Genomic DNA, 24039 nt, shown 5'->3' with positions numbered 1-24039 from the left:
AAATTTATGCTATTGTGCAACATCGGTGTCATAAAAAGCATTACTTTGGATCAATAAAAATTGCGTCAAATGAATAGCCGTATTAATTTTAACGGTGCTTCGATAAGACAGTATTCTACCACATTCTTATTGTTAGGTAGCATGTCCTCATATGTCTATGCACGTCCGTTGCAAGAGACCTATGCAGTGCATTCATTTGATCAGGCTCTACAACAGAGTATGGTCGCAGAGTTTGCTTTAGCTTACGACGATATTCCTACAGCACTGCACAACTACACTGTGCTTGCGATTAGAAGCAACTCAACAACTATTAAACAGCGTGCACTAGATGTCGCTCTTGAATATAACGATCTACAAGCCGCATTAAATGTTGCAACACATTGGGTGGTTCAAGAACCCAAAGATGTTCCTGCTTTATTTTATTTATCGCATATTGCATTAAAAACACATGAATACCAGCTTGCTGCCGAAACTTTAGATAAGATTTTAAAAATTGATCCAACTGCCGATCTTGAACAAATTCTGGCGAGTATTGCACCCGAAAATGCACAAGACCGAGATGTTTTATTAACGGCTTTACGTTCAAGTGCAGAAAAGGAAAATCCTTCTATTTTAGCGCTTATTGCTAATCTAGAGGCACAAAATGGTCAATTAGAACCTGCTCTAAATACCATTAACCGTGCGCTACGCCGTCGTCCAAAAGTAACCAGCTTTATCTTGATGAAAGCGAACCTATTAATTGCTCTAAATGATCAAGAAGGTGCTTTAAAATGGTATGCAAAATCAAGCCGTAAATATAAGAAAAATCTAGATATTCGCTTAGCTGAGGTCCGTTATCTCATTCAGATTAATCAGCCTCAACTTGCTCTTGAAAAATTAGAAAAAATTATTGAGAGTAATCCTCGTGCTGAAGAAGCATTATTTATTGCAGGTCTAACCAGTATTGACCTCAAGCAATATGATAAAGCTGAACAATATTTAGTTGATTTACGAAACTCTGCAAAATATCAAAACGAAGCATATTACTACTTAGCCATTAATGCTGAACGAAAACAGCACTATGAGACAGCTAAAGCTTATTACCGTTTAGTTGATGGTAGCCTCTACATTGTTTCAAGACGAAATCTAATTGCGATCTATGATAAACAAGAAAATTTACATGATGCATTACGGTTTTTAACTCAAGAACGAGTTAATTATCCACAGCATGCAAGCTTTCTCTATCAGGCACAAGCCGAAATTTTAAAGAAAATGGGCAATAAAAAAGCTGCATTAAATTTATTAGATGAAGCAATCAAAAACTTACCGGATGACCCGGAACTCATCTATGCAGAAGTTTTATTATTAGACCCTTATACCGACCGCGATAAACTTGATAAAACACTTAAGCAATTATTGCAGTTAGAACCAAATAGTCCGACCTATCTGAATGCCTATGCATATACGCTGGCTTTACAAAACCGTAGATTAAAAGAAGCACGACAATATGCTGAACAAGCATTGGAATATGCACCAGAACAAGCTTCGATTTTGGATACACTGGGCTATATCGCATTTTTACAAAATGATTATGAGGGCGCAGCGGAAGCTTTAGGCAAAGCTTACGAGCTTAGTCATAACATAAATATTGGGATTCGTTACGCTAAAGCACTGTATATGCAAGGATCATTAACTGAATTTAGTGCAGTGTTACAACAACTGAAACAAAAGCACGCGAATGATCCACAATTACACCAGCTTGATGCGTTAATTTTACCTACATCAGCAAAAAAGAGTTAAATATATGAGCAAATTTGCCCAACTGTGCACAGCGATCTGTGGATCAAGTGTGTTATTTTTAACCGGTTGTCAGCATTTTACTCAGCCTAAACCCGCAGTTACCCACCAAGTGCAAGATGAAAAACATTTCAACTTACAAGGTAAAATTGGGGTGCGTACCCCACAGCAAAGTGGTAGTGCATTCTTCACATGGGTTCAGCAACAAGATAATTTTGATATCGAATTAAGCGGTATTTTAGGTGTCGGAAAGACACAAATTCAGGGTAAACCAGGTGAGGTTACTTTAAACAGTGCTAAGACAGGGCTTATTACAGCCGCATCACCTGAAGAACTTTTAGAACGTGCTACTGGTTGGCAAGCACCAATTACCCATTTAACCAGTTGGATTTTAGCAAAGCCAGCAACTTTAAATGCCCAAATTAGCAAAGATAATGCAAATCGTGTGAGCCAACTCATCGAAGATGGCTGGACAGTCAATTTTAGTTATGATGGCGAACAAACTTTGCCTAATAAACTGGTTTTGAAGCAGGCACTTGCTGAAGATAAAGAAAACCGTATTACAATGGTCATCCAAAACCGTTAAATCTAATTATTTAAATCTATGATTCGAGTTCCTTCTCCAGCTAAGCTCAACCTGTTTTTACATATCACAGGACGTCGTGAAAATGGTTATCATGAACTGCAAACCATTTTCCAACTCATTGATTTATATGACTGGATGACTTTTTCTCTTATTGATAAAGATGAAATCCAGATTGAAGGTTTAGGAGAAGTTCAACTTGAACAAAATCTGATTTATAAAGCTGCTCAAATACTTAAACCACATGCAAAAAAACTCTCTGGTCTGCACATCAAAATTGAGAAGAATATTCCAATGGGCGCAGGTTTAGGCGGAGGTTCCTCTAATGCAGCTACAACCCTCATTGTTTTAAATCAATTATGGCAATGTGGACTAAGTCAGGATGAACTTGCTGACTATGGCGTAAAGCTCGGTGCCGATGTTCCTATTTTTATTTATGGTAAAAATGCATGGGCTGAAGGCATAGGTGAACATTTATCATTCATAGACTTAGATCAAAAACAGTTCATTATTTTAAAACCTGATTGTTTTATCAGCACTCAATTGCTTTTTTCACAAAAAACATTGACAAGAGACTCTAAGACCACTAAATTTTGCGCCTATCAGTTAGAACCTTCTAATTTTGGAAATAACTTTGAGCCTTTGGCTAGAAAGTTATACCCTGAAGTTGAAGAAGCAATGCAATATCTTGATCAGTTTGGTCAAGCAAAGCTTACAGGTACAGGTGCTTGTGTTTTTACTGAAGTAACGAATGAAATGAATATTGATGACATTCTTAAGCATTCACCATGTAAAGCTTATGTGGTAAATAGTTTAAAAGAATCTCCTCTTAATTATTTTAAGGTTACAAGTTAGGGGCGTCGCCAAGTGGTAAGGCACCGGGTTTTGATCTCGGCATCCGTTGGTTCGAATCCAGCCGCCCCTGCCAATTTCACCTGTAATGATGATTATATTAGGGGCGTCGCCAAGTGGTAAGGCACCGGGTTTTGATCTCGGCATCCGTTGGTTCGAATCCAGCCGCCCCTGCCATTATATATCATCAAATTTAGGGGCGTCGCCAAGTGGTAAGGCACCGGGTTTTGATCTCGGCATCCGTTGGTTCGAATCCAGCCGCCCCTGCCATTCTTCTTATTTTAAAGACAGACTTAATTGCCTTGCTTTTTGTTGATTATCCTTGACATTGCATTGCAAAAATATTAAAGTTCTGCCGCATTAGGGGCGTCGCCAAGTGGTAAGGCACCGGGTTTTGATCTCGGCATCCGTTGGTTCGAATCCAGCCGCCCCTGCCATCTACTTCATTACATACCAACCGCCAAGGGTGCTTCATGCCCAATCTTGTCGTTTTTAGTGGAAATGCTCATCCACAGTTCGCTCAAAAAGTCGTAAGTCACTTACATATCCCTCTAGGTGCTGCATCAGTCGGTCACTTTTCTGATGGAGAAATTTCAGTAGAAATTACTGAAAATGTTCGTGGTAAAGACGTATTTATCGTTCAGCCTACTTGTGCCCCTACCAATGATAACCTTATGGAAATCTTGGTTATGGCAGATGCTTTGCGTCGTGCAAGTGCTGGTCGTATTACCGCTGTTATCCCTTATTTTGGTTATGCTCGCCAAGACCGTCGCCCACGTTCTGCACGTGTGCCGATTACAGCTAAAGTTGTTGCAGACATGCTTACCACTGTTGGTATTGATCGTGTCGTAATGATTGATTTACATGCTGACCAAATCCAAGGTTTCTTCGATATTCCAGTTGACAACATCTATGGTACTCCTGCTTTGCTTGCTGACTTACGTCAACAACAGCATGATAACCTTATGGTGGTTTCTCCTGACGTTGGTGGTGTAGTACGTGCTCGTGCTGTTGCCAAACAGATGGGTGATATCGATTTAGCAATCATCGACAAACGTCGTCAAAAAGCCAATGAGTCGCAAGTTATGCACTTGATTGGTGACGTAAAAAATCGTGATTGCGTTATTGTAGATGACATGGTTGATACTGCTGGTACATTGTGTAAAGCAGCTGATGCGCTTAAACAATTTGGTGCACGTCGTGTAGTTGCTTATGCAACTCACCCTGTACTTTCAGGTAAAGCAATTGAGAACTTACGTAACTCAGTCATTGATGAGTTAGTTGTAACTGACACAATTCCTCTTTCTGAAGAAGCATTAAACTTAGGTAAAATTCGCCAAGTTTCTGTTGCTAGCATGGTTGCTGAAACGATTCGTCGTATTAATAACGAAGAATCTATCAGCGCGATGTTCGATAGTTTATAATATTGCAGCTTTTCTTAACCCTGGCTTTGGCTGGGGTTTTCTATCACTAAACTGGTCGCAAGTTTAGTTTATTTAATCTTTAATGAGGATTTATCTCATGGCAAACTTCGTATTCAACGCTCAAGCGCGTGCTGAAGACAAACAAGGGAAAGGTGCGAGCCGCCGCCTTCGTCGCGAATCTTTAGTTCCAGCTATCATCTACGGCGGTAGCGCTGAGCCTGTAAGTGTAACTTTAGAACTTCGTGAGCTTGTAAAAGCTTTAGAAAGCAATGCTTTCTTTGAAGAAGTTGTAGAAATCAAAGTGGGCGACAAAGTTGAAAACGTTAAAATCCAAGCGTTACAACGTCACCCATCTAAAAACACTCCTATGCACGCTGACTTCAAACGCGCATAAGTGTTTAAAGGCGTAAATTAGTGTCAAATATTTCGCTAATTGTTGGTTTGGGCAATCCTGGTTCAGAATATGCCCAAACCCGCCATAATGCAGGTTTTTGGTTCGTTGAACAGCTTGCAGATAAATATGGCATTACATTAAAAAATGATCCAAAATTTCACGGAATCAGTGGTCGTGGTAATATAGAGGGGCATGATGTTCGCTTACTTCTACCAACGACGTATATGAACCGTTCCGGTCAAAGTGTTGTTCCTTTCTCAAAATTCTATCAAATTGCTCCTGAAGCAATTCTGATTGCTCATGATGAACTTGATATGAATCCTGGTGTAATTCGTCTTAAAACAGGCGGTGGGCACGGTGGTCATAACGGTTTACGTGATATTGTCCCACATATTGGTCCAAACTTTCATCGTTTACGAATTGGTATTGGACATCCAGGTTCAAAAGAAAGAGTTTCTGGGCATGTACTTGGAAAAGCACCAAGCAGTGAACAAAGCTTAATGGACGGAGCAATTGGTCATGCTCTCTCTAAAGTGAAGTTACTTGTTCAAGGACAGGTATCACAAGCTATGAACCAAATTAATGCGTATAAACCAGCTTAAATTGTTGAACAATCAAGCTTGCTATCTTGCTTTTTTAGGAGCAAAATGCGCATCAGCCACCTTGCCAGAACGGCAAAGGCAAAAGATTTCACTATAAGATCTTCTTAGGTCTACTCAGGAGACGCTAGCCATGCTATCTCGTTTATTAAAATGCAAAATTCACCGTGCAGTTGTAACCCATGCTGAACTTCACTATGAAGGTTCTTGTGCAATTGATGGCGTATTGATGGATTTAGCTGGTATTCGTGAATACGAAGAAATCCACGTTTGGAACGTAACTAATGGCAAGCGCTTCACAACTTACGCGATCCGTGGTGAAGACAACTCTGGCATTATTTCAGTAAACGGTGGTGCTGCTCACCAAGCAGATGTTGGTGATTTAGTTATTATTGCTACGTTTGGTGATTTCACAGAAGCTGAAGCAAATGCTCACAAACCACGTTTGGTCTATGCAAACCCAAATAATACAGTCAACCACACAGCGAACTGCATTCCTGTACAAGTTGCCTAATTAAAGATTAAAAAAACAAGAAAGCCCGTAATACGGGCTTTTTTTATAGACACTATAAACTCTTAACTGCACCCTTCCACCAACTTTGCTGCTGCTTACAATTTAAAGATTGTAGCTCTTCTCCTCGCAAATCGAACAGAATCGCCTCACCCTTTATATTTACCTTAAATTCAGCGTATTTTGCTTTTTCATAGCAATGAGCTAGACCTTCGGCAAATAAGAAGCTTCTAGAAGCTGGGTACAAAGCCTGCAAACGATTTTCAGGATTTTTTAAAATTAAGCTTTGCCCAGCAGATGAATTATTAGTGTCTAAAATTGTACGAATTACTCGATTTTGTGAATCTAAAATAACTTTTGCTGGAATATTGGCATGATTAAAAATCACTTGATCTAAAGCATTACCTTCGCTTCCTGATGGTGATTTAAAAGATTGTAAATTTAATTCATACGCCAGCGCCATGTAGTCGCCTTGTAAAATAGAGCGAGGGTCAACTGGCTTAAGCTTAATAAAAATACTTTTACTCTGATGTAGATGCCATTCATTTTTCGCAACCAAACCTGTAAAAACTAATACAGTGACTATTGCAAGAATAAGAGAGAAATACTTTTTCATTAATTTTCTCCCTCAACAAAATTGCTCTTAGCTTCTTGTAGGAGCAACCTATATAAAACCAACAATATAATTCCTGACACCAAGATTGATGCACTTTTAGCTAGAAAACTTAATTGCAAACTGTAATAAAGTTGCCAAAGTACAGTAGCTAACACAAGAAGCGTAATACCGTAAACAATGCGATCTTTATTTTTTAAAGCCCATGTCAAAATTACAAATAGAATGAATACATCAAAATAGCCGAGTACAATAAGTACTATGCCAAAAATTAAAAAAGCAAAAAAAGTTATACTGTGAAGTTGCCTATAGAGATAAAAAAAACTAAAGCACAATAACCATAGACTTGGTAAGACATAGAGAAACCATAATGACTGATCAGCCGAATCAAGCAATGCTAACCCTATAAAATTATCAAAGAATGATTTCACCAAAATCACAGCAAGTACGCATAAAAAGATACTCCGCTCATACGATACAATTGCTTTATTCCCTATCAGCAGTACTAAGCTAAAGATCAAATAGTTAAGTAAAGTTAAATTAAAATAAGTTTGAACAGAGTTTACTGACCATATTGAATGGTCTAGTTGCAATAAATAGAAAAATGCTATTCCATAAGTTGCGAGCATTTGAATAAAAATAAAGAACCAATGAGGCTTAAGAAAATAACTAATACATAGAATAAAAATCTGGGCAATCAACACCCATAAAATTTGATTTGTTTCAGATCCAAGATGGAATAAAAAAGCAGTCTGCCCACTCACAAATAAACAATATGCAAATTGCCGAACGAAATAGCTTTGAGATTTTGTCAGTAATGTTATAGCTATAACAACAAAAATGATTCCAATAATTAAAGAAATAGTCTCCCAAAATACGAGTGTAAATGCTGCAAGTGCTAAACCAGCAAGCCAAGCACCAATTGCTAACGGAATGACATAAAAACGGCTTTGGCGAAAAATTCTTATTAAGAAGTAGCTAATAAGTGCAAACCAAATAAAAATAATGCCCGCAATCAATAAAAAAATGAACTCATTAGAATCTTTAAATAAATGATTAATACCATCTACAAGCCATATTGTTGCGGTCACACCGAGAACAGCAGCCATTAAACTGGCACATAGCTGATCATTCTTTTTAAAGAAATAGTAGAAAGCAATAACGCCTAGAAAGAAAGCGGAAATTAGATACGGTAAATTTTTATTCGATAAAAATTGGATCATCCCTATTATTGAAATAACAGCAAACCAAGCAATAAAAACAAAACGTAAGGCTGTATATTTCTTTTGACAGATCCAGAACTGGACAAGACTTAATAAATTTAGAGCAAAAAGATAAAGATAAGGAAACTTTTCTGCCCAGAAAGCCTGTTTAAAAAATAAAAATAGGGCGAGTTGGCTTGTAATACAAATTAAAGCAAAGATTCCAATATTTGGTCGATATAGCCACGGCAATAAAAGCAGAGTCCAAATCAAGAAAAGTAAATAACTGTCTGCACCAGTTTGATAAACTTGCCCAATTACAGCCAAACTCAAACCGATCATTAAGCCGCAAGTACCATGTAAAGTCTGCCGTATTCCCTCGCTTAAGGTATCGTTTATGCTAACCCAAGCTGTGACAAGCAATATAACAGGTGGAATAATGAGTTGAATGCTATCAGGAAGCATCAACCAATTAGCAGCAATTAAATACAGAATACTGAGCGCCATAAATACATAACTGAAAATATGGAGATGGTGAACAAATAAAGTATTCCTAAAGGGATAATCGTCTCTAATCTGCATGAAAAACCTGTTTTATTTATAATTTTCTATAAAAAACATAGCATTCACTTTTAAAACCAACAAGTAAGCTCTTGTTAAAAAACCTATTTCGATTTATGAAAATACTTATTCATAATGAGACTTAGCATTCTACAAAAGCATCTAGCCAATTTTGCCAAGCGCGCTATAATAAAACCCATCGCTTCAGGGCGGGGTGTAATTCCCCACCGGTGGTAAAGTTAATTTTATGAATAGATTAACAAGCCCACGAGCTTAAATTGTGTAATTTGAGCAGATTTGGTGAAACTCCAAAGCCGACGGTATAGTCCGGATGAAAGAAGACGACGAACTGGGATAAATCCGTTTTATTTCAGTACCAGCCTGTTTTTACATCAGTCCTGAAATGTTCAACCGTATTTTTACGAGAGCGTTTCATTATGTCTAGCTTAATTCAACCAGAACTTTTTTTCTCAGCCCTCTCTCCTGCTGAGCAGCGCATTCAACAAGCATTAGAAGATATCCGTCAAGGCAAACCTGTCTTGGTTATGGATGACTTTGACCGTGAAAATGAAGCAGATTTAATTGTTGCAGCAGAAACTCTAACTGTTGAGACCATGGCACGTATGATTCGTGATGGCTCAGGTATTGTATGTTTATGCCTGACAGAAGAGTTAGCCGATCACCTTGAACTCCCTCCAATGGTTTCTCAAAACTCAAGTCAGTTTCATACTGCTTTTACAGTGACCATTGAAGCTGCTCAAGGCGTTACCACTGGTGTTTCTGCAAAAGACCGTGTAACAACGATTAAAACTGCTATTAAAGATGGTGCTGTTGCAAGCGACTTAAATCGTCCTGGTCACGTTTTCCCATTACGTGCACGTCATGGTGGCGTGCTTACTCGACGTGGTCATACTGAGGGAACAATTGATTTAGCAAGATTAGCCGGCCTAAAACCTGCTGGTGTGTTATGTGAATTGACCAATCCGGATGGCACTATGGCATCTGGCATTCAAGTTTTAGCATATGCGCAAACTCATCACTTAACTGTGATTACGATTGAAGAACTTGTTCAATACCGTCAACAACACGGTATTTAAATAAAAAAGGTTTGGCTTTAGATCAAAGCCAAACCTATAAATTAAAACTTATTTATATTTAAGAAACTTTCTTTTGTGCTGCCAGTTCTTCAACATAGTCCAAAAGTTCAGAGAACTGATTAATCATTGCTTTTGGCTGTGTTTGAGCAAGTTCCTCTGGTGTTCCATAACCATAAGTCACAGCTACCGCCTCAATACCATTGTGGCGAGCACCTAAAACATCATATTGACGGTCACCTACCATTAAACACTCTTCTGGGTTTAATTGCTCATGCTCAAGAATATAATGAATAAGCTCAGCTTTATTGGTCCGCTCACCCGTTAATTCACTGCCATAAATATGTACAAAATATTGGCTTAATTCAAAATGATCTAAAATTCGTTTCGCATAAATCGTTGGTTTAGCAGTAGCAACAAATAAACGATATCCTTCTTTTTTTAAAGCGCTAAGCGTTTTTGCAACAGCTGGATATACTTCATTTTCAAATAAACCAATGACCGAGAAACGCTCACGATAAGCCAGCAGAGCTTGTTCAGCTAAATCATCATCTTGAGTAGCTAATAATTTTGCGAGTGATGGCTTTAATGGTGGACCAATTGTCCAGTCAATATCTAAATCGGCAGCCAATGGATAGCCTAGTTTTTCCATTGCATAGCGAATTGAAGTATGGATACCAACTTTTGGGTCTGTTAAGGTTCCATCTAAATCAATCAAAATATGTTTTATAGCCATTCAATCATTAGCCCAGTAAAGTATTTAATTCAATTGGTCGAGAGTTTAATCAAACTCTCTTATACTAACGTAAATTTAAATTGAAAAGGAAATAACCGTGCGTCCAACCGTACTTTGTTTCTCGGGTTTAGACCCTTCAGGTGGTGCAGGTTTACAAGCCGATATTGAAGCGATTGGACAAAGTGGCGCCCATGCAGCAATTGCATGTACCGCTCTTACCATTCAAAACTCACAACAAGTATTTGGCTTTGAAGCAACCTCAAAAGAACTATTACTAGCTCAAGCTAATGCAGTGGTAGGTGACTTACCCATTAAATGTGTTAAGTCAGGTATGCTTGGCACCACAGATAATATTGCTGCACTTGCTGAATTTTTACGTGTTCATCCTGACTATCAATATGTACTTGACCCCGTTTTAGTTGCAAACAGTGGTGGTTCGTTAGGAGACCAAGCAACTTTAGTTAAAGCATTTGTTGAACTGATTCCCCTAGCGACTCTTATTACACCAAATACAGTCGAATTACGTGCACTAACAGGTATTGATGACTTAGAACAAGCGACAGAAAAGCTGTTTCAAATGGGTGCTAAAGCTGTATTAGTAAAAGGCGGTCATGAGGATACCCCTGACTTCATTAAAAATAGTTTATATATTGATGGTGAACTTGCAGCGAGTAGTAGTTGCCCTCGCCTTGAAGGTGAATATCACGGCTCAGGTTGTTCATTAGCAAGCTTTATTGCAGGTCGTTTAGCTTTGGGTGATTCTTTAAAAATTGCAGTACAACATGCAGAAACATGGCTATTTGGTGTTTTGAAAAATGCTGAAACGCCTGTACCCAATGGACAAAAGATTCCAAAACGATTTTAACAACAAAATAAAAAGGCGCTTTAAGCGCCTTTTTATTTATTCCAATTACTGAGGAATACGTAAAACTTGTCCAGGGAAAATCTCATCTGGATCTTTTAGCATTGGTTTGTTTGCTTCAAAGATTTTTTGATATTGGTTGGCATCACCATAAAATTCTTTCGCAATTTTTGAAAGGTTATCACCAGATTTTATCGTATAAAATTTACTTTCTGGCTCAGGAGTAACAACCGTCATTTGATCATCTACTTGCGCAACGTGGTCTACGTTACCAACAATAAGAATAATTTTTTCTTTGTCTGCTTGGCTTTGTACTTGACCATGAAGCGTCGCAGTATCAGTTGAACCATTATATGTTACAGATAAGCCTTCCACCCCAAGGCCTAAACTTTTAATTAATCCTAATAATTTATTCGCCACTTCTTGTGCAGAAGGTTCTGCTGGCGTTGCTGGAGCTGGTTGTGGTTCTGCTGGTGCGGTATTTTTTTTACCAATACCTTTTACAAAATCAAAAAGACCCATCTTTTAGTCCTCATCTTATTGTTTATAGTAAAGTCATTAAACTGACCTTTATTGTTATACTTGAAAAAAGAGACACCTCTGCTATCAATTAAGGTTGATCTTGTAAAAATATGTATCCCTATCAATGATTTTGATTAAATAAAAAAAGCCACCTTACGGTGGCCTTCTTTTTAATCAGCAATATGCGAATTAACCAAGTTTTTTAGTTACATAGTCAATTGCAGATTGAACTGTAGTGATTTCGTTTGAATCTTCATCAGGGATAGTGATGTCGAAGTCATTTTCGAAAGACATAACAAGTTCAACTAAATCTAAAGAGTCTGCACCCAAGTCATCCATGAAAGATGCTTCGTTTTTAATCTCTTCAGCTTTAAGACCAAGTTGTTCTGCAACTGCTTGTTTAACGCGTTGTTCGATATCGCTCACAGGAATTCTCCTCATTGCTTGTGGCGTTTGATTTGCCACTAGTTTAATTGAATATAAAAATTTTTAAAAGTTTATACATCGGCGTTAGGCCATGTATAAACCACCATTTACATGTAATACCGTACCGGTAATGTAACCTGCTTTATCACTTGCAAGGAAACTCACCGCATTTGCGATATCTTGTGGCTCACCTAAACGATTTAAAGCCACTTGATCACTCATTTTTTTGCGAATGTCTTCACTAAGTGCATCTGTCATTTCTGTTGCAATAAAACCTGGTGCCACACTGTTTACAGTGATTTGGCGGCTACCCATCTCTTTTGCAAGACTACGGCTGAATGCTTCAATACCTGCTTTAGCAGCAGAGTAGTTTGCTTGGCCTGGGTTTGCAAAATGAGCAACAACAGAACTGATATTAATAATTCGACCAAAACGTGCTTTCGTCATGCCCTTAAGTACGCGTTTAGACAAACGATAAACGGCTTTAAGGTGGATATTGAGAATGTCATCCCAATCATCTTCCGACATACGAAGCAACAAATTGTCTTTCGTAATACCTGCATTGTTAACGAGAACAAGTACAGGACCATAATTCTGTTCAATATGAGACACGACTGCTTCAATCTCATCGAGATTACGCACGTCTAGCGCCAAACCTGCACCTTGTTCACCAAAGCTATCTGTTAGCTTTTGTGCACCAGATTCAGAAGTCGCAGTACCTACGACAAAATAACCGTCTTGAATAAGTTGCTGGGCAATTGCAGCGCCAATGCCCCGACTCGCGCCCGTTACTAATGCAACTTTGCGTTCTTGTGTCATGCAATTTTTCCTTCTGCCACTAAAACAGCATTTAGGGCATCTTCCATTTTGCTCTTACTATCAATAGAAAAAGCTTTTTCGATATTTGGTAAACGCTTTGCGAGATTACTCAATACTGTACCAGGACCACATTCAACAATGTACTGAATACCTTGGTCTTGAAGAGACTGCATGGTACGTGTCCATTGCACAGACTCGTACAATTGTGCTGTTAATGCCTGACGTAATTGAGCAACATCGGTAGCAATTCCCGCGTTGACATTTTGTATTACAGGAATGGTAGGTAGCTCAATGGCAGTTTGTTCCAAAGCTTCTGCAAATTTTTCTGCAGCAGGCTTCATCAATGAACAATGCGAAGGTACAGAAACTGGTAAAGCAATTGCTTTAGCAGATTGTTCTTTTGCTAATGCCATCACTTGCTGTACAGATGCAGTACTGCCCGCAATTACAACCTGACCTTGTGAATTATAATTTGCAGCTTCAACTGAACCTTGACCTGATGCAGTCACGCTCTGGCACAATTCAACTACTTTATCATCGGCCAAACCAAGAATTGCAGCCATCGCACCTTCCCCTTGAGGAACAGCACTTTGCATGAGTTTTCCACGCAAATTAACTAATTTAACTGCATCTGCCAAACTCATTGAACCCGCTGCAACTAAAGCGCTGTATTCACCTAAAGAGTGACCAGCAAGGTATTTAGGCGCTAAACCACCCAAATCTAACCAAAGACGCCATAAAGCGATGCTAGCAGTTAATAATACAGGTTGGGTGTTTTGTGTTTGGTCTAAACCTTCACCACTTTGCGCAATGTGCCAAAGATCAAATCCTAGCGCGTCTGAAGCTTCAGCAAAAGTTTGCCCAACTCCACTAAACTGTTCTGCGAGTTCAGCGAGCATACCAACTTTTTGTGAACCTTGACCTGGAAACACAAATGCAGTTTTTGTGGCTAAAGCTACTTGTTCAAGACGTTTAGCAGACATAAGAAATCCTTTTTGGGTTTTCACTCATTTCTCTGGAGCGGAAATTTAACATTTAATTTGTATATTTATAATTGCGAAAAACAACAAAAAAAGGGAGCTTTCGCTCCCATTTTTTCTATACTTAAGCATCACGCTTAATGCATATCATGCAATTATTCAGCATCAGCTGCTTTAGCGAATAATTGGCGACCACGGTAGAAACCGTCTTTAGTCACGTGGTGACGACGATGAGTTTCACCAGTTGCTTGGTCTACTGTTAATGCATTCTCGGTTAAAGCGTCATGTGAACGGCGCATGTCACGGCGAGAGCGACTTTTACGGTTTTGCTGAACGGCCATGATGGCTCCTTACAAAGATCGAAAAAATGGATCAGAACAAATTCAGTTGTCTTATCTCATAATCATAACACAAATTATGAGTTAAGTTTACCCTTCAAACCTGCCAAAACATCAAACGGGTTATCCCGTTTCTCTTCGACAACGTTCTGAATGGTAGGTTGATGTTTATGTTCACAAGCATCATGCTTGGGAGATAAAGGCATCAACAATAACAGTTCATCTTCTAGTAATGCGAGCAAGTTAATCGAAGCAGGTGTATCAAAATCACCTTTTGTCGAAGACTCACTTTCACCTAAAACGATGAAATCAGCATCCTCATCCAAGCGCTCTATCAGTGACTCATCATCTACAAGTGCAATATGAAAGTCAGAAACAATTGGCATTTCAACAGGTTCCAAACAACGTTGGCACTCCATTGGAACTTTTGTTTCCATATGACCTTCTAACCACACAATGCGATGATATGCATCCATTGATAGCTTACAGTCTATGTTGATCAATTGGTTATCAATTGATCCAACAGCTTCACGAGCAATACGAGTAAGGCGAGACAATGGCAGTTGACCTGACCATGTAAAGCCTTGCTCAGCCCATTTAAACGGCTCAATCTGTGCCGGAAAGGTATTTGCTGACATAATTAAGGCGGCAATTCTACAAATTCATCGGTACTCTGTCAAAGATTAAGATACAATTTTGTACTTCTTTAGACAGAACTCGGGGTAAATTAAGCAATGCACCTGTTGCAGCCGCAACCTGAAGTTAACACTTCATTACTCGTTTGCACCCATTCAACTCACCAAAACACTCTTTTACCTGACATGGTGCAACTCTCACCATGGCCAAGCTCAAAATTAGAGTCTGAGCAAGTTGATTGGCTTATTTTACACTTTAATCACTGGTTTTCCCACCATAATGTGACATTAGTTCGTGGAGAATTTGAACCAGAATATTTCCCAGCAAACGAACATGAGCCAGCCAAAATTCAATTTGCCCATGGTTTTTTCAATAGTGCCCTGCATGAAATTAGCCATTGGACAATTGCAGGCGCAAAACGTCGTCTGTTGCCTGATTTAGGGTATTGGTACGCCCCAGATGGTCGAACTAAAGAACAGCAAGATTTATTTGAACAGGTGGAAATTAAGCCGCAAGCGATTGAATGGTTATTTTCCCATTCTTTTGGCAGAAAATTTAGGGTCTCGCTCGACAACCTGACAGGTGATGGCGGAGATGGCAAAAAGTTTAAAGATAATGTTTATGCCCAAGTACAACGCTATTTTTCTGGAGAAGCTAAATTACCTGTTGATGCAGCGCGATTCATTGAATGTATTTGCCAATGTACGCGAGCAGGTGCAGCGTTACAATCAAGTGAATTTAAACGTGAACTCCTTGATTAAATGACAAAAAAACTACGTAAGTTACTTGCTTCCCAAGTTTGAAAAGTCTAATACTATTTTTAATACTGGCGTGATGGAGTCTCTAAAATATGCTGCATTTACATGTACATCCTGAAAATCCACAGCAACGCCTCATTGATCAAGCGGTTGAGCGTATTCGTGCAGGCGATGTTGTGGTCTACCCTACCGATGCTGCCTATGCAATCGGATGCCAGATTGGTAATAAAAATGCCATGGAACGTATTGCTCAGATTCGTGATTTAGGCCCTAAGCACCAATACGCGATTATGTGCTGTGATTTATCAGATATCGCCACTTATGCAAAAGTTGATAATGCGACTTATAGATTATTAAAGGCAAATACACCTGCTGTTACGACTTTTATATTACCTGCAACCAGTGAAGTTCCACGCAGGTTAATGCACCCCAAAAAGAAAACAATTGGTTTACGTATTCCAAGCAACCCAATTTGTCAGGCTTTATTAAAAGAACTTGGTGAACCTTTACTGACAAGTACATTAATTTTACCAGGACACGAAGACCCTCTTGATGATCCTTACGATATTGAAAATCAGTTAGCTAAACGGATTGATGTATTTATTGATGGTGGGTTTGGAACTTTGACAACCACCAGTATTGTTGATTTATCGGGTGAACATCCAGAAGTTATCCGTCATGGTGCAGGAGACGTAAGTGCTTTCGAATAAGCACTTATTCCCCTTTTTACCAACAGTTAAAAAAAAAGTATTATCAAGAAAAAAAATACTCTTTATTTAGTTTGGATTTTTTTTACACTTTAGTCGTTAAGCAATTTATTAAAAGTCACAATTCCTTTAGAATGTTTTGCACTATCTGCTGTTCTTCTGCTACAGCTCTTATTGACTTGAAAACAAGTCTCATGCTTTTGAAAATTCGCGTGGCTTATAATCGTAATGAACCAATCACTTCATCAATCCATGGAAGACGTTCCACACATCCGTGTTTTAGATGAGTGGCATGACACGATTCCTGAAGATCTTTATATTCCTCCAGCTGCCTTCGAGATTTTACTCGAACAGTTTGAAGGACCACTCGACTTTTTAATTTATCTAATTCAGAAAAACGGTTTTGATTTGGTTCAGCTCGATATCGCCCCTATTGCCACTCAATATTTAGCTTATATGGATAGCATGAAATCCCTAAATATTGAGCTGACTGCCGACTACATGGTCATGGCTGCTTTATTGGCCGATTTGAAATCTCGCTTACTTTTACCTAAGCCAACAGTTATTAGTATTGAAAAAGATCCTAAACAAGATCTGATTGATCGACTTGAGACTTATTTACGTATTAAGCAAGCTGCTGAGCGTTTAGGACAAATGCCGGTTCTTGACCGTGATACATTTAGTGCCAATGTAAGCTTAGGCCATATCGCACCTGTTTATGAAGGTTATGATGTTTCGGCGTTACATGATGCCTTGTTCTGCGTATTTAACCGCCCAGAACCTGTAACACATACAATTGCACAAGAGCCTGTACTGTTAGAAGAACGGATTGCATATATTGAAGAGAAATTAGAGTCAGGCGACGTGTTAAGTTTTAAAGAATTACTGAATCCGCAACAAGGCCGTATGGGCATGGTTGTAACTTTTATGGCTGTGTTAGAGTTAACCCGACAACAAAAGATTAAAATTATTGCGACAGGTGTTGAAGCTCCATTGGCTATTCAAGGGTCTGCGGCATGAGTTTTGAACAAAATAATACCGATTTGTCATTAGCCGACATTCATCACGAAGTTTTATTGCAACTTGAAGCGATTATTTTTGCCAGTGAAGCACCTGTTTCGATTGCTCGTTTAAAAGAAGCTTTTAATAATCAATATAACAAACAACAGCTTCGTCAGCTTTTACAACAGCTTGCCCTCTTACAACATGGCCGCTCTATTGAGTTGATAGAAACTGCGCAAGGCTTTCGTTTTCAGGTAAGATCCAAATATCGCAATATTATTGCGCAGATTTGGCCAGAGCGACCAACAAAACTGTCGCCTTCTTTACTAGAAACGTTGGCTGTCATTGCGTATCATCAACCAGTCACGCGTGCTGATATTGAACAAATTCGTGGTGTATCTAATAATAGTCAGATTCTCAGAACGCTATTTGACTGGAACTGGATTAAAGAAGCCGGTTTTAGAGATTTACCCGGAAGACCTGCGTTGCTAATTACAACGCCTCAATTTCTGAATGCTTTTGGTCTAGCCTCTTTAGGCCAATTGCCTCCCCTACAGAACGCCAAGGAAGCATTTATGGCTCTCGATGCAAATGCACCGAAATCATAAAGAGGTGGACTGTTGATCATTATGTCTAAGGTTGTGCTGTCATGAGTGAAAAATTGCAAAAAGTATTAGCGCGAATCGGATTAGGTTCCCGTCGATATATGGAAGAGGTTATTGCCGCAGGACGCGTGAGTGTAAACGGCAGCGTTGCCCAAGTGGGTGAACGCATTGAACCAGGCGATGAATTACGCATTGATGGTCGTAAAGTTCAGTTTCAAATCGAAGATGAAATTCGTCGTCGTGTACTGATTTATTATAAACCTGAAGGTGAAATCTGTTCACGTAATGATCCTGAAAAACGTCCAACTGTATTTGATCATTTACCACAAATTGCAAATGATCGTTGGGTAATGGTAGGTCGTCTGGATATTAACAGTACAGGTTTATTATTATTTACAAATGATGGTGAACTTGCTAACCGCTTAATGCACCCATCTAATGAAATTGAACGTGAATACGCTGTACGTGTAATGGGTGAAGTAACACCAAAACTACGTCAAAACATGGTGAATGGTGTAGAGCTTGAAGATGGCCCAGCCAAGTTCGAGTCTTTCTCTGAAATTGGTGGTGAAGGTATTAACCGCTGGTATCAAGTTGTAGTGAAAGAAGGTCGTAACCGTGAAGTACGCCGTATTTTTGAATCACAAGGCCTTAAAGTAAGCCGTTTATTACGTACTCGCTACGGTACTGTGATTTTACCACGTGAATTACGTACTGGCCGTTGGATGGAACTCGACAAAACTGATATCGACAACTTAGCAAAATCTGTTGAGTTAAAACCGCGTCAAGGTACAGGTTTATTTGGTATGGCGAAACGTCGTACTGACCGTATGACTGAAAAGCCAATGGCAGCGCGTCGTGGTGGCTATTTACGTCAACAACGTCGTGATGATGAAAAAGAAGCACCAACAAACACCGGTAATCAGCGTAAATCGACTGGCCTTAACCGTGGATTTAAAAAGTTCTAAGATCAACTTTTAAATCAAAAACCGCTCAAATTAGAGCGGTTTTTTTATAGTTTGTTGTCAAATTAACTCATTTTTGCCAATTCAATCCACTCTGCTTCTGGAAAGTGAATAGCTAAATAATCTTTCAAGTAATTTGAAGTATCTTTAGAAATTAATGGATCTTTTGATTCATCTTTTAGATTATAAACTAGAGCCTTTAATTTCAGCCCACGAGACTTAAGCGCCTCAAGACTAAGTAAAGTATGGTTAATACTTCCTAGACGACCAGAAGTTACTAAAATAACAGGGAACTGATGCTGAGCCACATAGTCAATGGTGAGTAGACTGGTGGTTAAGGGCACCATTAAGCCCCCTGCACCTTCTAACAATACAATTTCAAAACGCTCGGCCAATGTTTGAGTCGCATTTTCAATTTTTTGAAAATCAATTTCTCTATTATCCAAGCGTGTTGCTAAATGAGGTGAAGCTGGATAGCTGAAGATTTCAGGCATAGTCAGCTTATCGTGATCTTCCTGAAACCAACCTTGTCCCATAATTTCACGATGCTTCTCGATGTCTTCAGAAATATCAGCATTACCTGTTTGAATGAGTTTCTGGGTAATTACTTTTTTACCTTGCTCAGTCCATAATTTTGCTAAAAAACCTGTCGCGTAAGTTTTACCAATTTCAGTATCAATCCCACTGACAAAATAGATCTGACCACTCATTTACTTCACTCTCCAGGCAATACAATAAATCGGATGGTATGTTAGGGCATATCCCTCGGCCTGCTTAAACCGATCATAATCTTGATAAAACTGCTGTAAAGTTTGCTTGGTCCAACGATGCTGAGCGGTTGCCGTTACACCTGTTGCTTTCAAATGTTGTAATACAGTTTTAGGCGAATCAAAATAGAGCTGAGTTTCTGACTCAGATAAATGCAAAACTTCAAAACCAGCCTGAGTTAAGGCATTGTTCCAACTTTCAAGATTCCAATAACTTAAACCTTGTCCAGTTAGCTCTTTAATTTCAAATAGGTTCTTAGGGCCAAATGTTGAAAAGCATAGCCAACCACTGTCATTTAAAGCATCATTACAACGCTTAAGCAAACGTGGTAAATCTTGCATCCATTGCAAAGCCGAACCTGAAACAATCATATCGAGCTGTCGCGGCAAATCTAAAGTTTCAATATCCCCAATCAACCATTTCAAATTTTCTTGATGATTGAAGTGCGTCTGCACCTCTGAGTACAGATCATTCAAAATTAATTTTTCAATCTGAAAAGATGCAGTAATAAGACGAGTCAAATTGCCAGAACCACAACCGATTTCAAAAACACGTGACATCGTACTTGGGCAAAACTGCTTTAGTAAGCCCGCTAAATTTTGGCAAATTTGTTTTTGAACTATTGCATGCTCTGAATAGCTTTGGCCAGCTTTGGCAAAACGCTGGGCAACCAAGTTTTTATTCAAACTCACAGAAAACTCACCAATTCTTCAAGCTCATGTTGCTGCACCATTGACGTTAAAGAAATACGCAAACGTGCACTATTTTTAGGTACTGTTGGTGGGCGTACAGGCATGGCATAAAAGCCGCTTTCTTGAACGTGTTTTGCCTTATCGATCGCAGCCTGACTCTCTCCCACAATAATTGGAACAATATGACTGGTCGACGGGCTTACATAACCCTTTTGTACAACAGCTTGTTGAAGATATTGGCTAATATTTTTTAGGTGTTCACGCTGAGGTTGAGCAACTAATACTTTTTGGAATATAAAGTTTACCCAAGCTACAATAATAGGAGGTTGAGAGGTAGTAAAAATAAGCGGGCGCATTTTATTAATAAGATAGTCTTTAAGAATTGGATCGCAAATAATGTAACCACCAACTGCTGCTAATGCTTTACCGAAGGTACCAACTAGAAAATCAATTTCTTGAATGACATTATATTGTTCAGCACATCCTAAGCCTTGCTGACCACGAGCACCAATTGAGTGTGCTTCATCGACATATAGCATGGTTTTAGCAAAACGTTTTTTAAGCTGGACTAATGCAGCTAAATCCGTTTCATCACCATCCATACTAAAAATACTTTCTGTGACCACAATGATTCGTTCAATCTTGTCATCATCATGATACTTTTGCAGAAGTTGTTCTAAGTGCTGTAAATCATTATGTCGATAACGCACATACTGCGCACCAGATAAACGTATACCGTCAATCATGCTCGCATGGACTAACTTATCTGCCAAAATTAAAGTTTTGCTATCAGCAACAGCTGGCAAAATACCAATATTCATGTGATAGCCACTATTAAATAGCAGAGCTGACCGGCCACCAAATGCATTACTTAGGCTATTTTCCAACTGTTCATATTCATCAAAGTTACCCGTCAATAAACGGGCCGATGAAGAACTAAAATAGCTGCGCTCCAAAGGTAAGCTATCTAAAAACTCTTGACGAAGATTAGTATCAGCCGCCAGTCCAAGATAGTCATTTGAAGCTAAGTTAAGCATTGTTTTATTTTGAATAGTAATAAAACGGCCATGCTGCACATTTTGGGTAAATTGTCTAAAGTTACCTTGTTGTTTTAACTCATCTAACTCTGTAGCAAAATGATCAAGTAATGACATCTTAATGCGCTCCCTGCAATGTTTTAACAACTTCAACCAATTGTTCAAGTAAATCGCTTAGCTCTTGTTGAGTAATGACATAAGGTGGCATCACATAAACCAGTTTGCCAAAAGGGCGAATCCAGATTCCACGGTCTACAAATTGTTGCTGTAAAGTTTTCATATCAACATTAAAGGTGAGTTCTACTACACCAATTGCACCCAGCACTCGTACATCAGCAACATAATCCAGCTCATTTAAAGGCACTAAATGTTGGCTAAGCTGTTGCTCAATTCGCTTAATATTGGCTTGCCAATCTTGCTCAATTAAAAGTTGCGTACTTTTCAAGGCAACGGCACAAGCAAGTGGATTGGCCATAAAGGTTGGACCGTGCATAAATACCCCAGCCTCACCACGACTAATCGTTTCTGCGACATGCGTTGTAGTTAAAGTCGCAGATAACGTCATATAGCCGCCTGTTAATCCTTTACCTAGGCACATAATATCTGGTTCGACTTGAGCATGTTCCCACGCAAAAAGCTTACCGGTACGGCCAAAGCCAGTAGCGATTTCATCAAAAATTAATAACAGATGATATTTCTCACAAAGCACCTTAGCCTGACGTAAATATTCAGGATGATAAAAACGCATGCCCCCTGCACCTTGAACAATTGGTTCAATAATGAGTGCGGCAATATGTTCATGATTTTGCTGAATGGCTTGTTCTAGCTCGGCAATATCTTGAGGATTCCATTCTTCATGGAATTTAGTTTGTGGTGCAGCCACGAAAAGACGGTTCGGTAAGCTGGTACCAAAAATTTGATGCATGCCTGTAACTGGATCACATACAGACATCGCATTCCATGTATCACCGTGGTAACCAGAACGCGTAGTAATAAAATTTGTTTTTTGTGGTTGGCCTTGTGCTGTCCAGAACTGCACAGCCATTTTCAAAGCAACTTCAACGGCAACCGACCCTGAATCTGCATAGAAAATTTTATCGAGACTTGGCGGTGTAATTTTTAAAAGAATTTTACCAAGTTCAATCGCAGGATCATGAGTTAACCCGCCAAACATGATATGTGACATGTTCTGTAATTGATCTGTCACTGCCTGATTGAGTTCAGGATGGTTATAGCCGTGAATTGCACACCACCAAGAGGACATGCCATCAATTAAAGTTCTACCATCATCGAGTTCAATGGTCGCACCATAAGCACGCTTAACTTTAAATGTGGGTAACGGTTGGGTCATTGAAGTATATGGATGCCAAATATGTTCCAAATCAAAATTATCGGTCATCCTCTATACCCTTTTACAGCGTTCAAATCTCTCATTGAACACATGTTAAACCTGTTAATAATGAAAGAAAATTGCGATATCAATCAAAGCTTATTAACTTTGCTGATGAATTGTTAAAAATTGGCAGATTTCTTCAATTGTTCTTTCTACCTGTAAGTACGGAAAAGCGTGTGTAGCGTCTTTTAGTAACTTATAAGTCATGTTTTCTGTAGCGAAATCCTTAAAATTCTCGATAATTTTGCAAGGAATGACATTATCTTGCTCAGCAAACAGATGAAGCTGTAGACCTGAATAGTTTTTCAAGTTATCTACCAAGTTTAACTGTTCTAGCATTTTTAAACCGTCTACCAGTATTTCCTGTGCGGGTGGATTTGCGATGTTTTGCACACTCATCCAATCTTGTTTCGCTTGAGATGAGCCAAGTGTAATCAAATAATAAAAACGCTTTAAAGTGGCTTGCGGGTTTTGTAAAAAAGACGCTTTAAATTGACTAAATACATCCGCAGGCATTGCGGTTTGCCAATTATCATGAGCAACGAAACAAGGATTCGACGCAAGCGTAATTAAAGTTTTTGTTTGCCCTGTTTGCTTGTAAAAAATATCAACCAGTTGAGTTGCTAACTGCCCACCTAGAGACCAGCCTATTACCACATCAACTTCAGCCACTAAATCAAGCTGTGCTTGAAAGCTACTATCTAAAACATTAAAAATATTAATCAGTTGTGTTTCAAAACCAGCTTTTTCCAAGTGCAATTTAAGTGATTGCAAAGGTTCTATGCCTACTCCCCAACCTGTAATCAATAAAATTTTATTTTGTAACTTCATATGCCTATCCACAGCCAACTTTTGCAAGATTATATATTAATATCAATTTTAAATATCTTTTAAAATCAACATAAAAATTAAATTTCACAAAGTAAAATCAGACATTTAGAGGCGTTTAATATTTTGAAATATATTGATAACCAAGGCCTAAATTATTCATATGAAACATACAAAACTTTAATTATCTAAACATTGAAGCAAATCAAAAAACAACATAATCCACACTTCACCCATAAATCCATTGTGCAATGTAATTAATGTTAATACTTATGTTTTTTTATTAAAAAAAGTGACTCATTAATTCATTTTAATGATAGAAGATTAATTAATGATCAAAATATTGGGCAGGTTAA

Annotated in this window: 28 protein-coding genes, 4 tRNA genes and 1 riboswitch; of the genes, 18 read left to right on the top strand and 14 right to left on the bottom strand. The window is 38.7% G+C overall.

Features of this window, described 5'->3' with window-relative positions; genetic code table 11:
• Positions 1-69: 69 nt before the first annotated feature.
• The 11 genes from ABFY81_RS16340 to panD all read left to right on the top strand — a co-directional run bounded on the left by ABFY81_RS16340 (position 70) and on the right by panD (position 6142).
• Positions 70-1779, top strand: coding sequence for a tetratricopeptide repeat protein (locus ABFY81_RS16340; RefSeq protein WP_174744443.1), 1710 nt, complete (start codon positions 70-72; stop codon positions 1777-1779).
• Positions 1780-1783: 4 nt separating this feature from the next.
• On the top strand, positions 1784-2362 hold the full coding sequence (gene lolB, locus ABFY81_RS16335; RefSeq protein ID WP_347914179.1) for a lipoprotein insertase outer membrane protein LolB: 579 nt from the start codon (positions 1784-1786) through the stop codon (positions 2360-2362).
• Between the two features lie 18 nt (positions 2363-2380).
• Complete coding sequence (gene ispE / locus ABFY81_RS16330) at positions 2381-3214, top strand: 4-(cytidine 5'-diphospho)-2-C-methyl-D-erythritol kinase (RefSeq protein WP_039251580.1); 834 nt, start codon at positions 2381-2383, stop codon at positions 3212-3214.
• Positions 3213-3287: transfer RNA gene (locus ABFY81_RS16325), tRNA-Gln, on the top strand. The genes ispE and ABFY81_RS16325 overlap by 2 nt, the downstream gene beginning before the upstream one ends.
• 26 nt (positions 3288-3313) lie before the next feature.
• A tRNA-Gln gene (locus ABFY81_RS16320) sits at positions 3314-3388 on the top strand.
• 18 nt (positions 3389-3406) lie between these two features.
• Positions 3407-3481, top strand: a tRNA-Gln gene (locus ABFY81_RS16315).
• A gap of 92 nt (positions 3482-3573) precedes the next feature.
• Positions 3574-3648 (top strand) — tRNA-Gln (locus ABFY81_RS16310).
• 36 nt (positions 3649-3684) lie between these two features.
• Positions 3685-4635 (top strand): ribose-phosphate pyrophosphokinase, encoded by a 951-nt coding sequence (locus tag ABFY81_RS16305; protein WP_004703381.1) that lies wholly within the window; start codon positions 3685-3687, stop codon positions 4633-4635.
• 97 nt (positions 4636-4732) lie between these two features.
• Entirely contained in the window at positions 4733-5029 is a 297-nt protein-coding gene (rplY, locus tag ABFY81_RS16300; protein ID WP_086496500.1) for a 50S ribosomal protein L25, read from the top strand.
• A 20-nt stretch (positions 5030-5049) separates the two neighbouring features.
• Positions 5050-5631 (top strand): aminoacyl-tRNA hydrolase, encoded by a 582-nt coding sequence (pth, locus tag ABFY81_RS16295; protein WP_347914177.1) that lies wholly within the window; start codon positions 5050-5052, stop codon positions 5629-5631.
• 130 nt (positions 5632-5761) lie between these two features.
• Complete coding sequence (panD, locus tag ABFY81_RS16290) at positions 5762-6142, top strand: aspartate 1-decarboxylase (RefSeq protein ID WP_004703382.1); 381 nt, start codon at positions 5762-5764, stop codon at positions 6140-6142.
• A gap of 52 nt (positions 6143-6194) precedes the next feature.
• Here panD and ABFY81_RS16285 read toward each other — a convergent pair whose 3' ends face one another.
• Both ABFY81_RS16285 and ABFY81_RS16280 read right to left on the bottom strand, forming a co-directional pair.
• Complete coding sequence (locus tag ABFY81_RS16285; protein ID WP_347914176.1) at positions 6195-6755, bottom strand: GDYXXLXY domain-containing protein; 561 nt, start codon at positions 6753-6755, stop codon at positions 6195-6197.
• Positions 6755-8536 (bottom strand): DUF2157 domain-containing protein, encoded by a 1782-nt coding sequence (locus ABFY81_RS16280; RefSeq protein WP_347914175.1) that lies wholly within the window; start codon positions 8534-8536, stop codon positions 6755-6757. Before ABFY81_RS16280 ends, ABFY81_RS16285 begins: the two co-directional genes overlap by 1 nt.
• Positions 8537-8712: 176 nt before the next feature.
• A riboswitch (FMN riboswitch) is annotated at positions 8713-8862 on the top strand.
• Between the two features lie 90 nt (positions 8863-8952).
• Here ABFY81_RS16280 and ribB point away from each other — a divergent pair.
• A complete protein-coding gene (ribB, locus tag ABFY81_RS16275) occupies positions 8953-9612 on the top strand; it encodes a 3,4-dihydroxy-2-butanone-4-phosphate synthase (protein ID WP_000096535.1) in 660 nt (219 codons plus the stop codon).
• A gap of 58 nt (positions 9613-9670) precedes the next feature.
• Here the strand turns inward: ribB and ABFY81_RS16270 are convergent, their stop codons facing one another.
• Positions 9671-10345, bottom strand: a complete 675-nt coding sequence (locus ABFY81_RS16270) for an HAD-IA family hydrolase (RefSeq protein ID WP_346791221.1) — start codon at positions 10343-10345, stop codon at positions 9671-9673.
• Positions 10346-10442: 97 nt separating this feature from the next.
• Between ABFY81_RS16270 and ABFY81_RS16265 the strand changes: the two genes are divergently transcribed.
• The gene (locus ABFY81_RS16265) at positions 10443-11210 is read left to right on the top strand and encodes a hydroxymethylpyrimidine/phosphomethylpyrimidine kinase (RefSeq protein WP_151683573.1); all 768 of its coding nucleotides are present in this window, start codon (positions 10443-10445) and stop codon (positions 11208-11210) included.
• A gap of 45 nt (positions 11211-11255) precedes the next feature.
• Here the strand turns inward: ABFY81_RS16265 and lysM are convergent, their stop codons facing one another.
• The 6 genes from lysM to ABFY81_RS16235 all read right to left on the bottom strand — a co-directional run bounded on the left by lysM (position 11256) and on the right by ABFY81_RS16235 (position 14930).
• The gene (gene lysM / locus ABFY81_RS16260) at positions 11256-11729 is read right to left on the bottom strand and encodes a peptidoglycan-binding protein LysM (protein ID WP_191000631.1); all 474 of its coding nucleotides are present in this window, start codon (positions 11727-11729) and stop codon (positions 11256-11258) included.
• A 189-nt stretch (positions 11730-11918) separates the two neighbouring features.
• Complete coding sequence (acpP, locus tag ABFY81_RS16255) at positions 11919-12155, bottom strand: acyl carrier protein (protein WP_001279871.1); 237 nt, start codon at positions 12153-12155, stop codon at positions 11919-11921.
• Positions 12156-12239: 84 nt separating this feature from the next.
• The gene (gene fabG / locus ABFY81_RS16250) at positions 12240-12974 is read right to left on the bottom strand and encodes a 3-oxoacyl-ACP reductase FabG (RefSeq protein WP_000191300.1); all 735 of its coding nucleotides are present in this window, start codon (positions 12972-12974) and stop codon (positions 12240-12242) included.
• Positions 12971-13957, bottom strand: coding sequence for an ACP S-malonyltransferase (gene fabD, locus ABFY81_RS16245; protein WP_004703394.1), 987 nt, complete (start codon positions 13955-13957; stop codon positions 12971-12973). The genes fabG and fabD overlap by 4 nt, the downstream gene beginning before the upstream one ends.
• A gap of 152 nt (positions 13958-14109) precedes the next feature.
• On the bottom strand, positions 14110-14295 hold the full coding sequence (gene rpmF / locus ABFY81_RS16240) for a 50S ribosomal protein L32 (protein ID WP_000290730.1): 186 nt from the start codon (positions 14293-14295) through the stop codon (positions 14110-14112).
• 74 nt (positions 14296-14369) lie between these two features.
• A complete protein-coding gene (locus ABFY81_RS16235) occupies positions 14370-14930 on the bottom strand; it encodes a YceD family protein (protein WP_019457037.1) in 561 nt (186 codons plus the stop codon).
• A 96-nt stretch (positions 14931-15026) separates the two neighbouring features.
• Here ABFY81_RS16235 and ABFY81_RS16230 point away from each other — a divergent pair, with 96 nt between their 5' ends.
• The 5 genes from ABFY81_RS16230 to rluB all read left to right on the top strand — a co-directional run bounded on the left by ABFY81_RS16230 (position 15027) and on the right by rluB (position 18968).
• Positions 15027-15689 carry an elongation factor P hydroxylase gene (locus tag ABFY81_RS16230; RefSeq protein ID WP_107973010.1) on the top strand — a complete coding sequence of 221 codons (663 nt, stop codon included), beginning with the start codon at positions 15027-15029 and terminating at the stop codon, positions 15687-15689.
• A gap of 89 nt (positions 15690-15778) precedes the next feature.
• A complete protein-coding gene (locus tag ABFY81_RS16225; protein WP_004703401.1) occupies positions 15779-16396 on the top strand; it encodes an L-threonylcarbamoyladenylate synthase in 618 nt (205 codons plus the stop codon).
• Positions 16397-16621: 225 nt separating this feature from the next.
• A complete protein-coding gene (locus ABFY81_RS16220) occupies positions 16622-17413 on the top strand; it encodes a segregation/condensation protein A (RefSeq protein WP_031944538.1) in 792 nt (263 codons plus the stop codon).
• Positions 17410-18003 carry an SMC-Scp complex subunit ScpB gene (gene scpB, locus ABFY81_RS16215; RefSeq protein WP_004703403.1) on the top strand — a complete coding sequence of 198 codons (594 nt, stop codon included), beginning with the start codon at positions 17410-17412 and terminating at the stop codon, positions 18001-18003. Before ABFY81_RS16220 ends, scpB begins: the two co-directional genes overlap by 4 nt.
• 41 nt (positions 18004-18044) lie before the next feature.
• Complete coding sequence (rluB, locus tag ABFY81_RS16210; protein ID WP_100192093.1) at positions 18045-18968, top strand: 23S rRNA pseudouridine(2605) synthase RluB; 924 nt, start codon at positions 18045-18047, stop codon at positions 18966-18968.
• A gap of 62 nt (positions 18969-19030) precedes the next feature.
• On the opposite strand, the gene bioD is transcribed toward rluB, so the two are convergent.
• From bioD to ABFY81_RS16185, 5 genes are all read right to left on the bottom strand, one after another.
• On the bottom strand, positions 19031-19675 hold the full coding sequence (gene bioD, locus ABFY81_RS16205; RefSeq protein WP_019457041.1) for a dethiobiotin synthase: 645 nt from the start codon (positions 19673-19675) through the stop codon (positions 19031-19033).
• Positions 19676-20425 (bottom strand): malonyl-ACP O-methyltransferase BioC, encoded by a 750-nt coding sequence (bioC, locus tag ABFY81_RS16200; RefSeq protein ID WP_347914174.1) that lies wholly within the window; start codon positions 20423-20425, stop codon positions 19676-19678.
• Positions 20422-21579 (bottom strand): 8-amino-7-oxononanoate synthase, encoded by a 1158-nt coding sequence (locus ABFY81_RS16195; RefSeq protein ID WP_347914173.1) that lies wholly within the window; start codon positions 21577-21579, stop codon positions 20422-20424. Before ABFY81_RS16195 ends, bioC begins: the two co-directional genes overlap by 4 nt.
• Position 21580: 1 nt before the next feature.
• Positions 21581-22861, bottom strand: coding sequence for an adenosylmethionine--8-amino-7-oxononanoate transaminase (gene bioA, locus ABFY81_RS16190; RefSeq protein ID WP_347914172.1), 1281 nt, complete (start codon positions 22859-22861; stop codon positions 21581-21583).
• A gap of 93 nt (positions 22862-22954) precedes the next feature.
• On the bottom strand, positions 22955-23686 hold the full coding sequence (locus ABFY81_RS16185; RefSeq protein ID WP_347914171.1) for a hydrolase: 732 nt from the start codon (positions 23684-23686) through the stop codon (positions 22955-22957).
• Positions 23687-24039: the final 353 nt, after the last annotated feature.

Source organism: Acinetobacter sp. WA-87 (assembly GCF_039938935.1).
Lineage (GTDB): Bacteria > Pseudomonadota > Gammaproteobacteria > Pseudomonadales > Moraxellaceae > Acinetobacter > Acinetobacter seifertii.
The sequence above is the reverse complement of the archived record's forward strand: the minus strand, read 5'-3'. Positions and strand labels throughout refer to the sequence as shown.

Coding starts and splice junctions, on each gene's coding strand:
- ABFY81_RS16340 (WP_174744443.1), top strand. CDS start 70: ATGAATAGCCGTATTAATTTTAACGGTGCTTCGATAAGACAGTATTCT.
- lolB (WP_347914179.1), top strand. CDS start 1,784: ATGAGCAAATTTGCCCAACTGTGCACAGCGATCTGTGGATCAAGTGTG.
- ispE (WP_039251580.1), top strand. CDS start 2,381: ATGATTCGAGTTCCTTCTCCAGCTAAGCTCAACCTGTTTTTACATATC.
- ABFY81_RS16305 (WP_004703381.1), top strand. CDS start 3,685: ATGCCCAATCTTGTCGTTTTTAGTGGAAATGCTCATCCACAGTTCGCT.
- rplY (WP_086496500.1), top strand. CDS start 4,733: ATGGCAAACTTCGTATTCAACGCTCAAGCGCGTGCTGAAGACAAACAA.
- panD (WP_004703382.1), top strand. CDS start 5,762: ATGCTATCTCGTTTATTAAAATGCAAAATTCACCGTGCAGTTGTAACC.
- ABFY81_RS16285 (WP_347914176.1), bottom strand. CDS start 6,755: ATGAAAAAGTATTTCTCTCTTATTCTTGCAATAGTCACTGTATTAGTT.
- ABFY81_RS16280 (WP_347914175.1), bottom strand. CDS start 8,536: ATGCAGATTAGAGACGATTATCCCTTTAGGAATACTTTATTTGTTCAC.
- ribB (WP_000096535.1), top strand. CDS start 8,953: ATGTCTAGCTTAATTCAACCAGAACTTTTTTTCTCAGCCCTCTCTCCT.
- ABFY81_RS16270 (WP_346791221.1), bottom strand. CDS start 10,345: ATGGCTATAAAACATATTTTGATTGATTTAGATGGAACCTTAACAGAC.
- lysM (WP_191000631.1), bottom strand. CDS start 11,729: ATGGGTCTTTTTGATTTTGTAAAAGGTATTGGTAAAAAAAATACCGCA.
- fabG (WP_000191300.1), bottom strand. CDS start 12,974: ATGACACAAGAACGCAAAGTTGCATTAGTAACGGGCGCGAGTCGGGGC.
- fabD (WP_004703394.1), bottom strand. CDS start 13,957: ATGTCTGCTAAACGTCTTGAACAAGTAGCTTTAGCCACAAAAACTGCA.
- rpmF (WP_000290730.1), bottom strand. CDS start 14,295: ATGGCCGTTCAGCAAAACCGTAAAAGTCGCTCTCGCCGTGACATGCGC.
- ABFY81_RS16235 (WP_019457037.1), bottom strand. CDS start 14,930: ATGTCAGCAAATACCTTTCCGGCACAGATTGAGCCGTTTAAATGGGCT.
- ABFY81_RS16230 (WP_107973010.1), top strand. CDS start 15,027: ATGCACCTGTTGCAGCCGCAACCTGAAGTTAACACTTCATTACTCGTT.
- ABFY81_RS16225 (WP_004703401.1), top strand. CDS start 15,779: ATGCTGCATTTACATGTACATCCTGAAAATCCACAGCAACGCCTCATT.
- ABFY81_RS16220 (WP_031944538.1), top strand. CDS start 16,622: ATGAACCAATCACTTCATCAATCCATGGAAGACGTTCCACACATCCGT.
- scpB (WP_004703403.1), top strand. CDS start 17,410: ATGAGTTTTGAACAAAATAATACCGATTTGTCATTAGCCGACATTCAT.
- rluB (WP_100192093.1), top strand. CDS start 18,045: ATGAGTGAAAAATTGCAAAAAGTATTAGCGCGAATCGGATTAGGTTCC.
- bioD (WP_019457041.1), bottom strand. CDS start 19,675: ATGAGTGGTCAGATCTATTTTGTCAGTGGGATTGATACTGAAATTGGT.
- ABFY81_RS16195 (WP_347914173.1), bottom strand. CDS start 21,579: ATGTCATTACTTGATCATTTTGCTACAGAGTTAGATGAGTTAAAACAA.
- bioA (WP_347914172.1), bottom strand. CDS start 22,861: ATGACCGATAATTTTGATTTGGAACATATTTGGCATCCATATACTTCA.
- ABFY81_RS16185 (WP_347914171.1), bottom strand. CDS start 23,686: ATGAAGTTACAAAATAAAATTTTATTGATTACAGGTTGGGGAGTAGGC.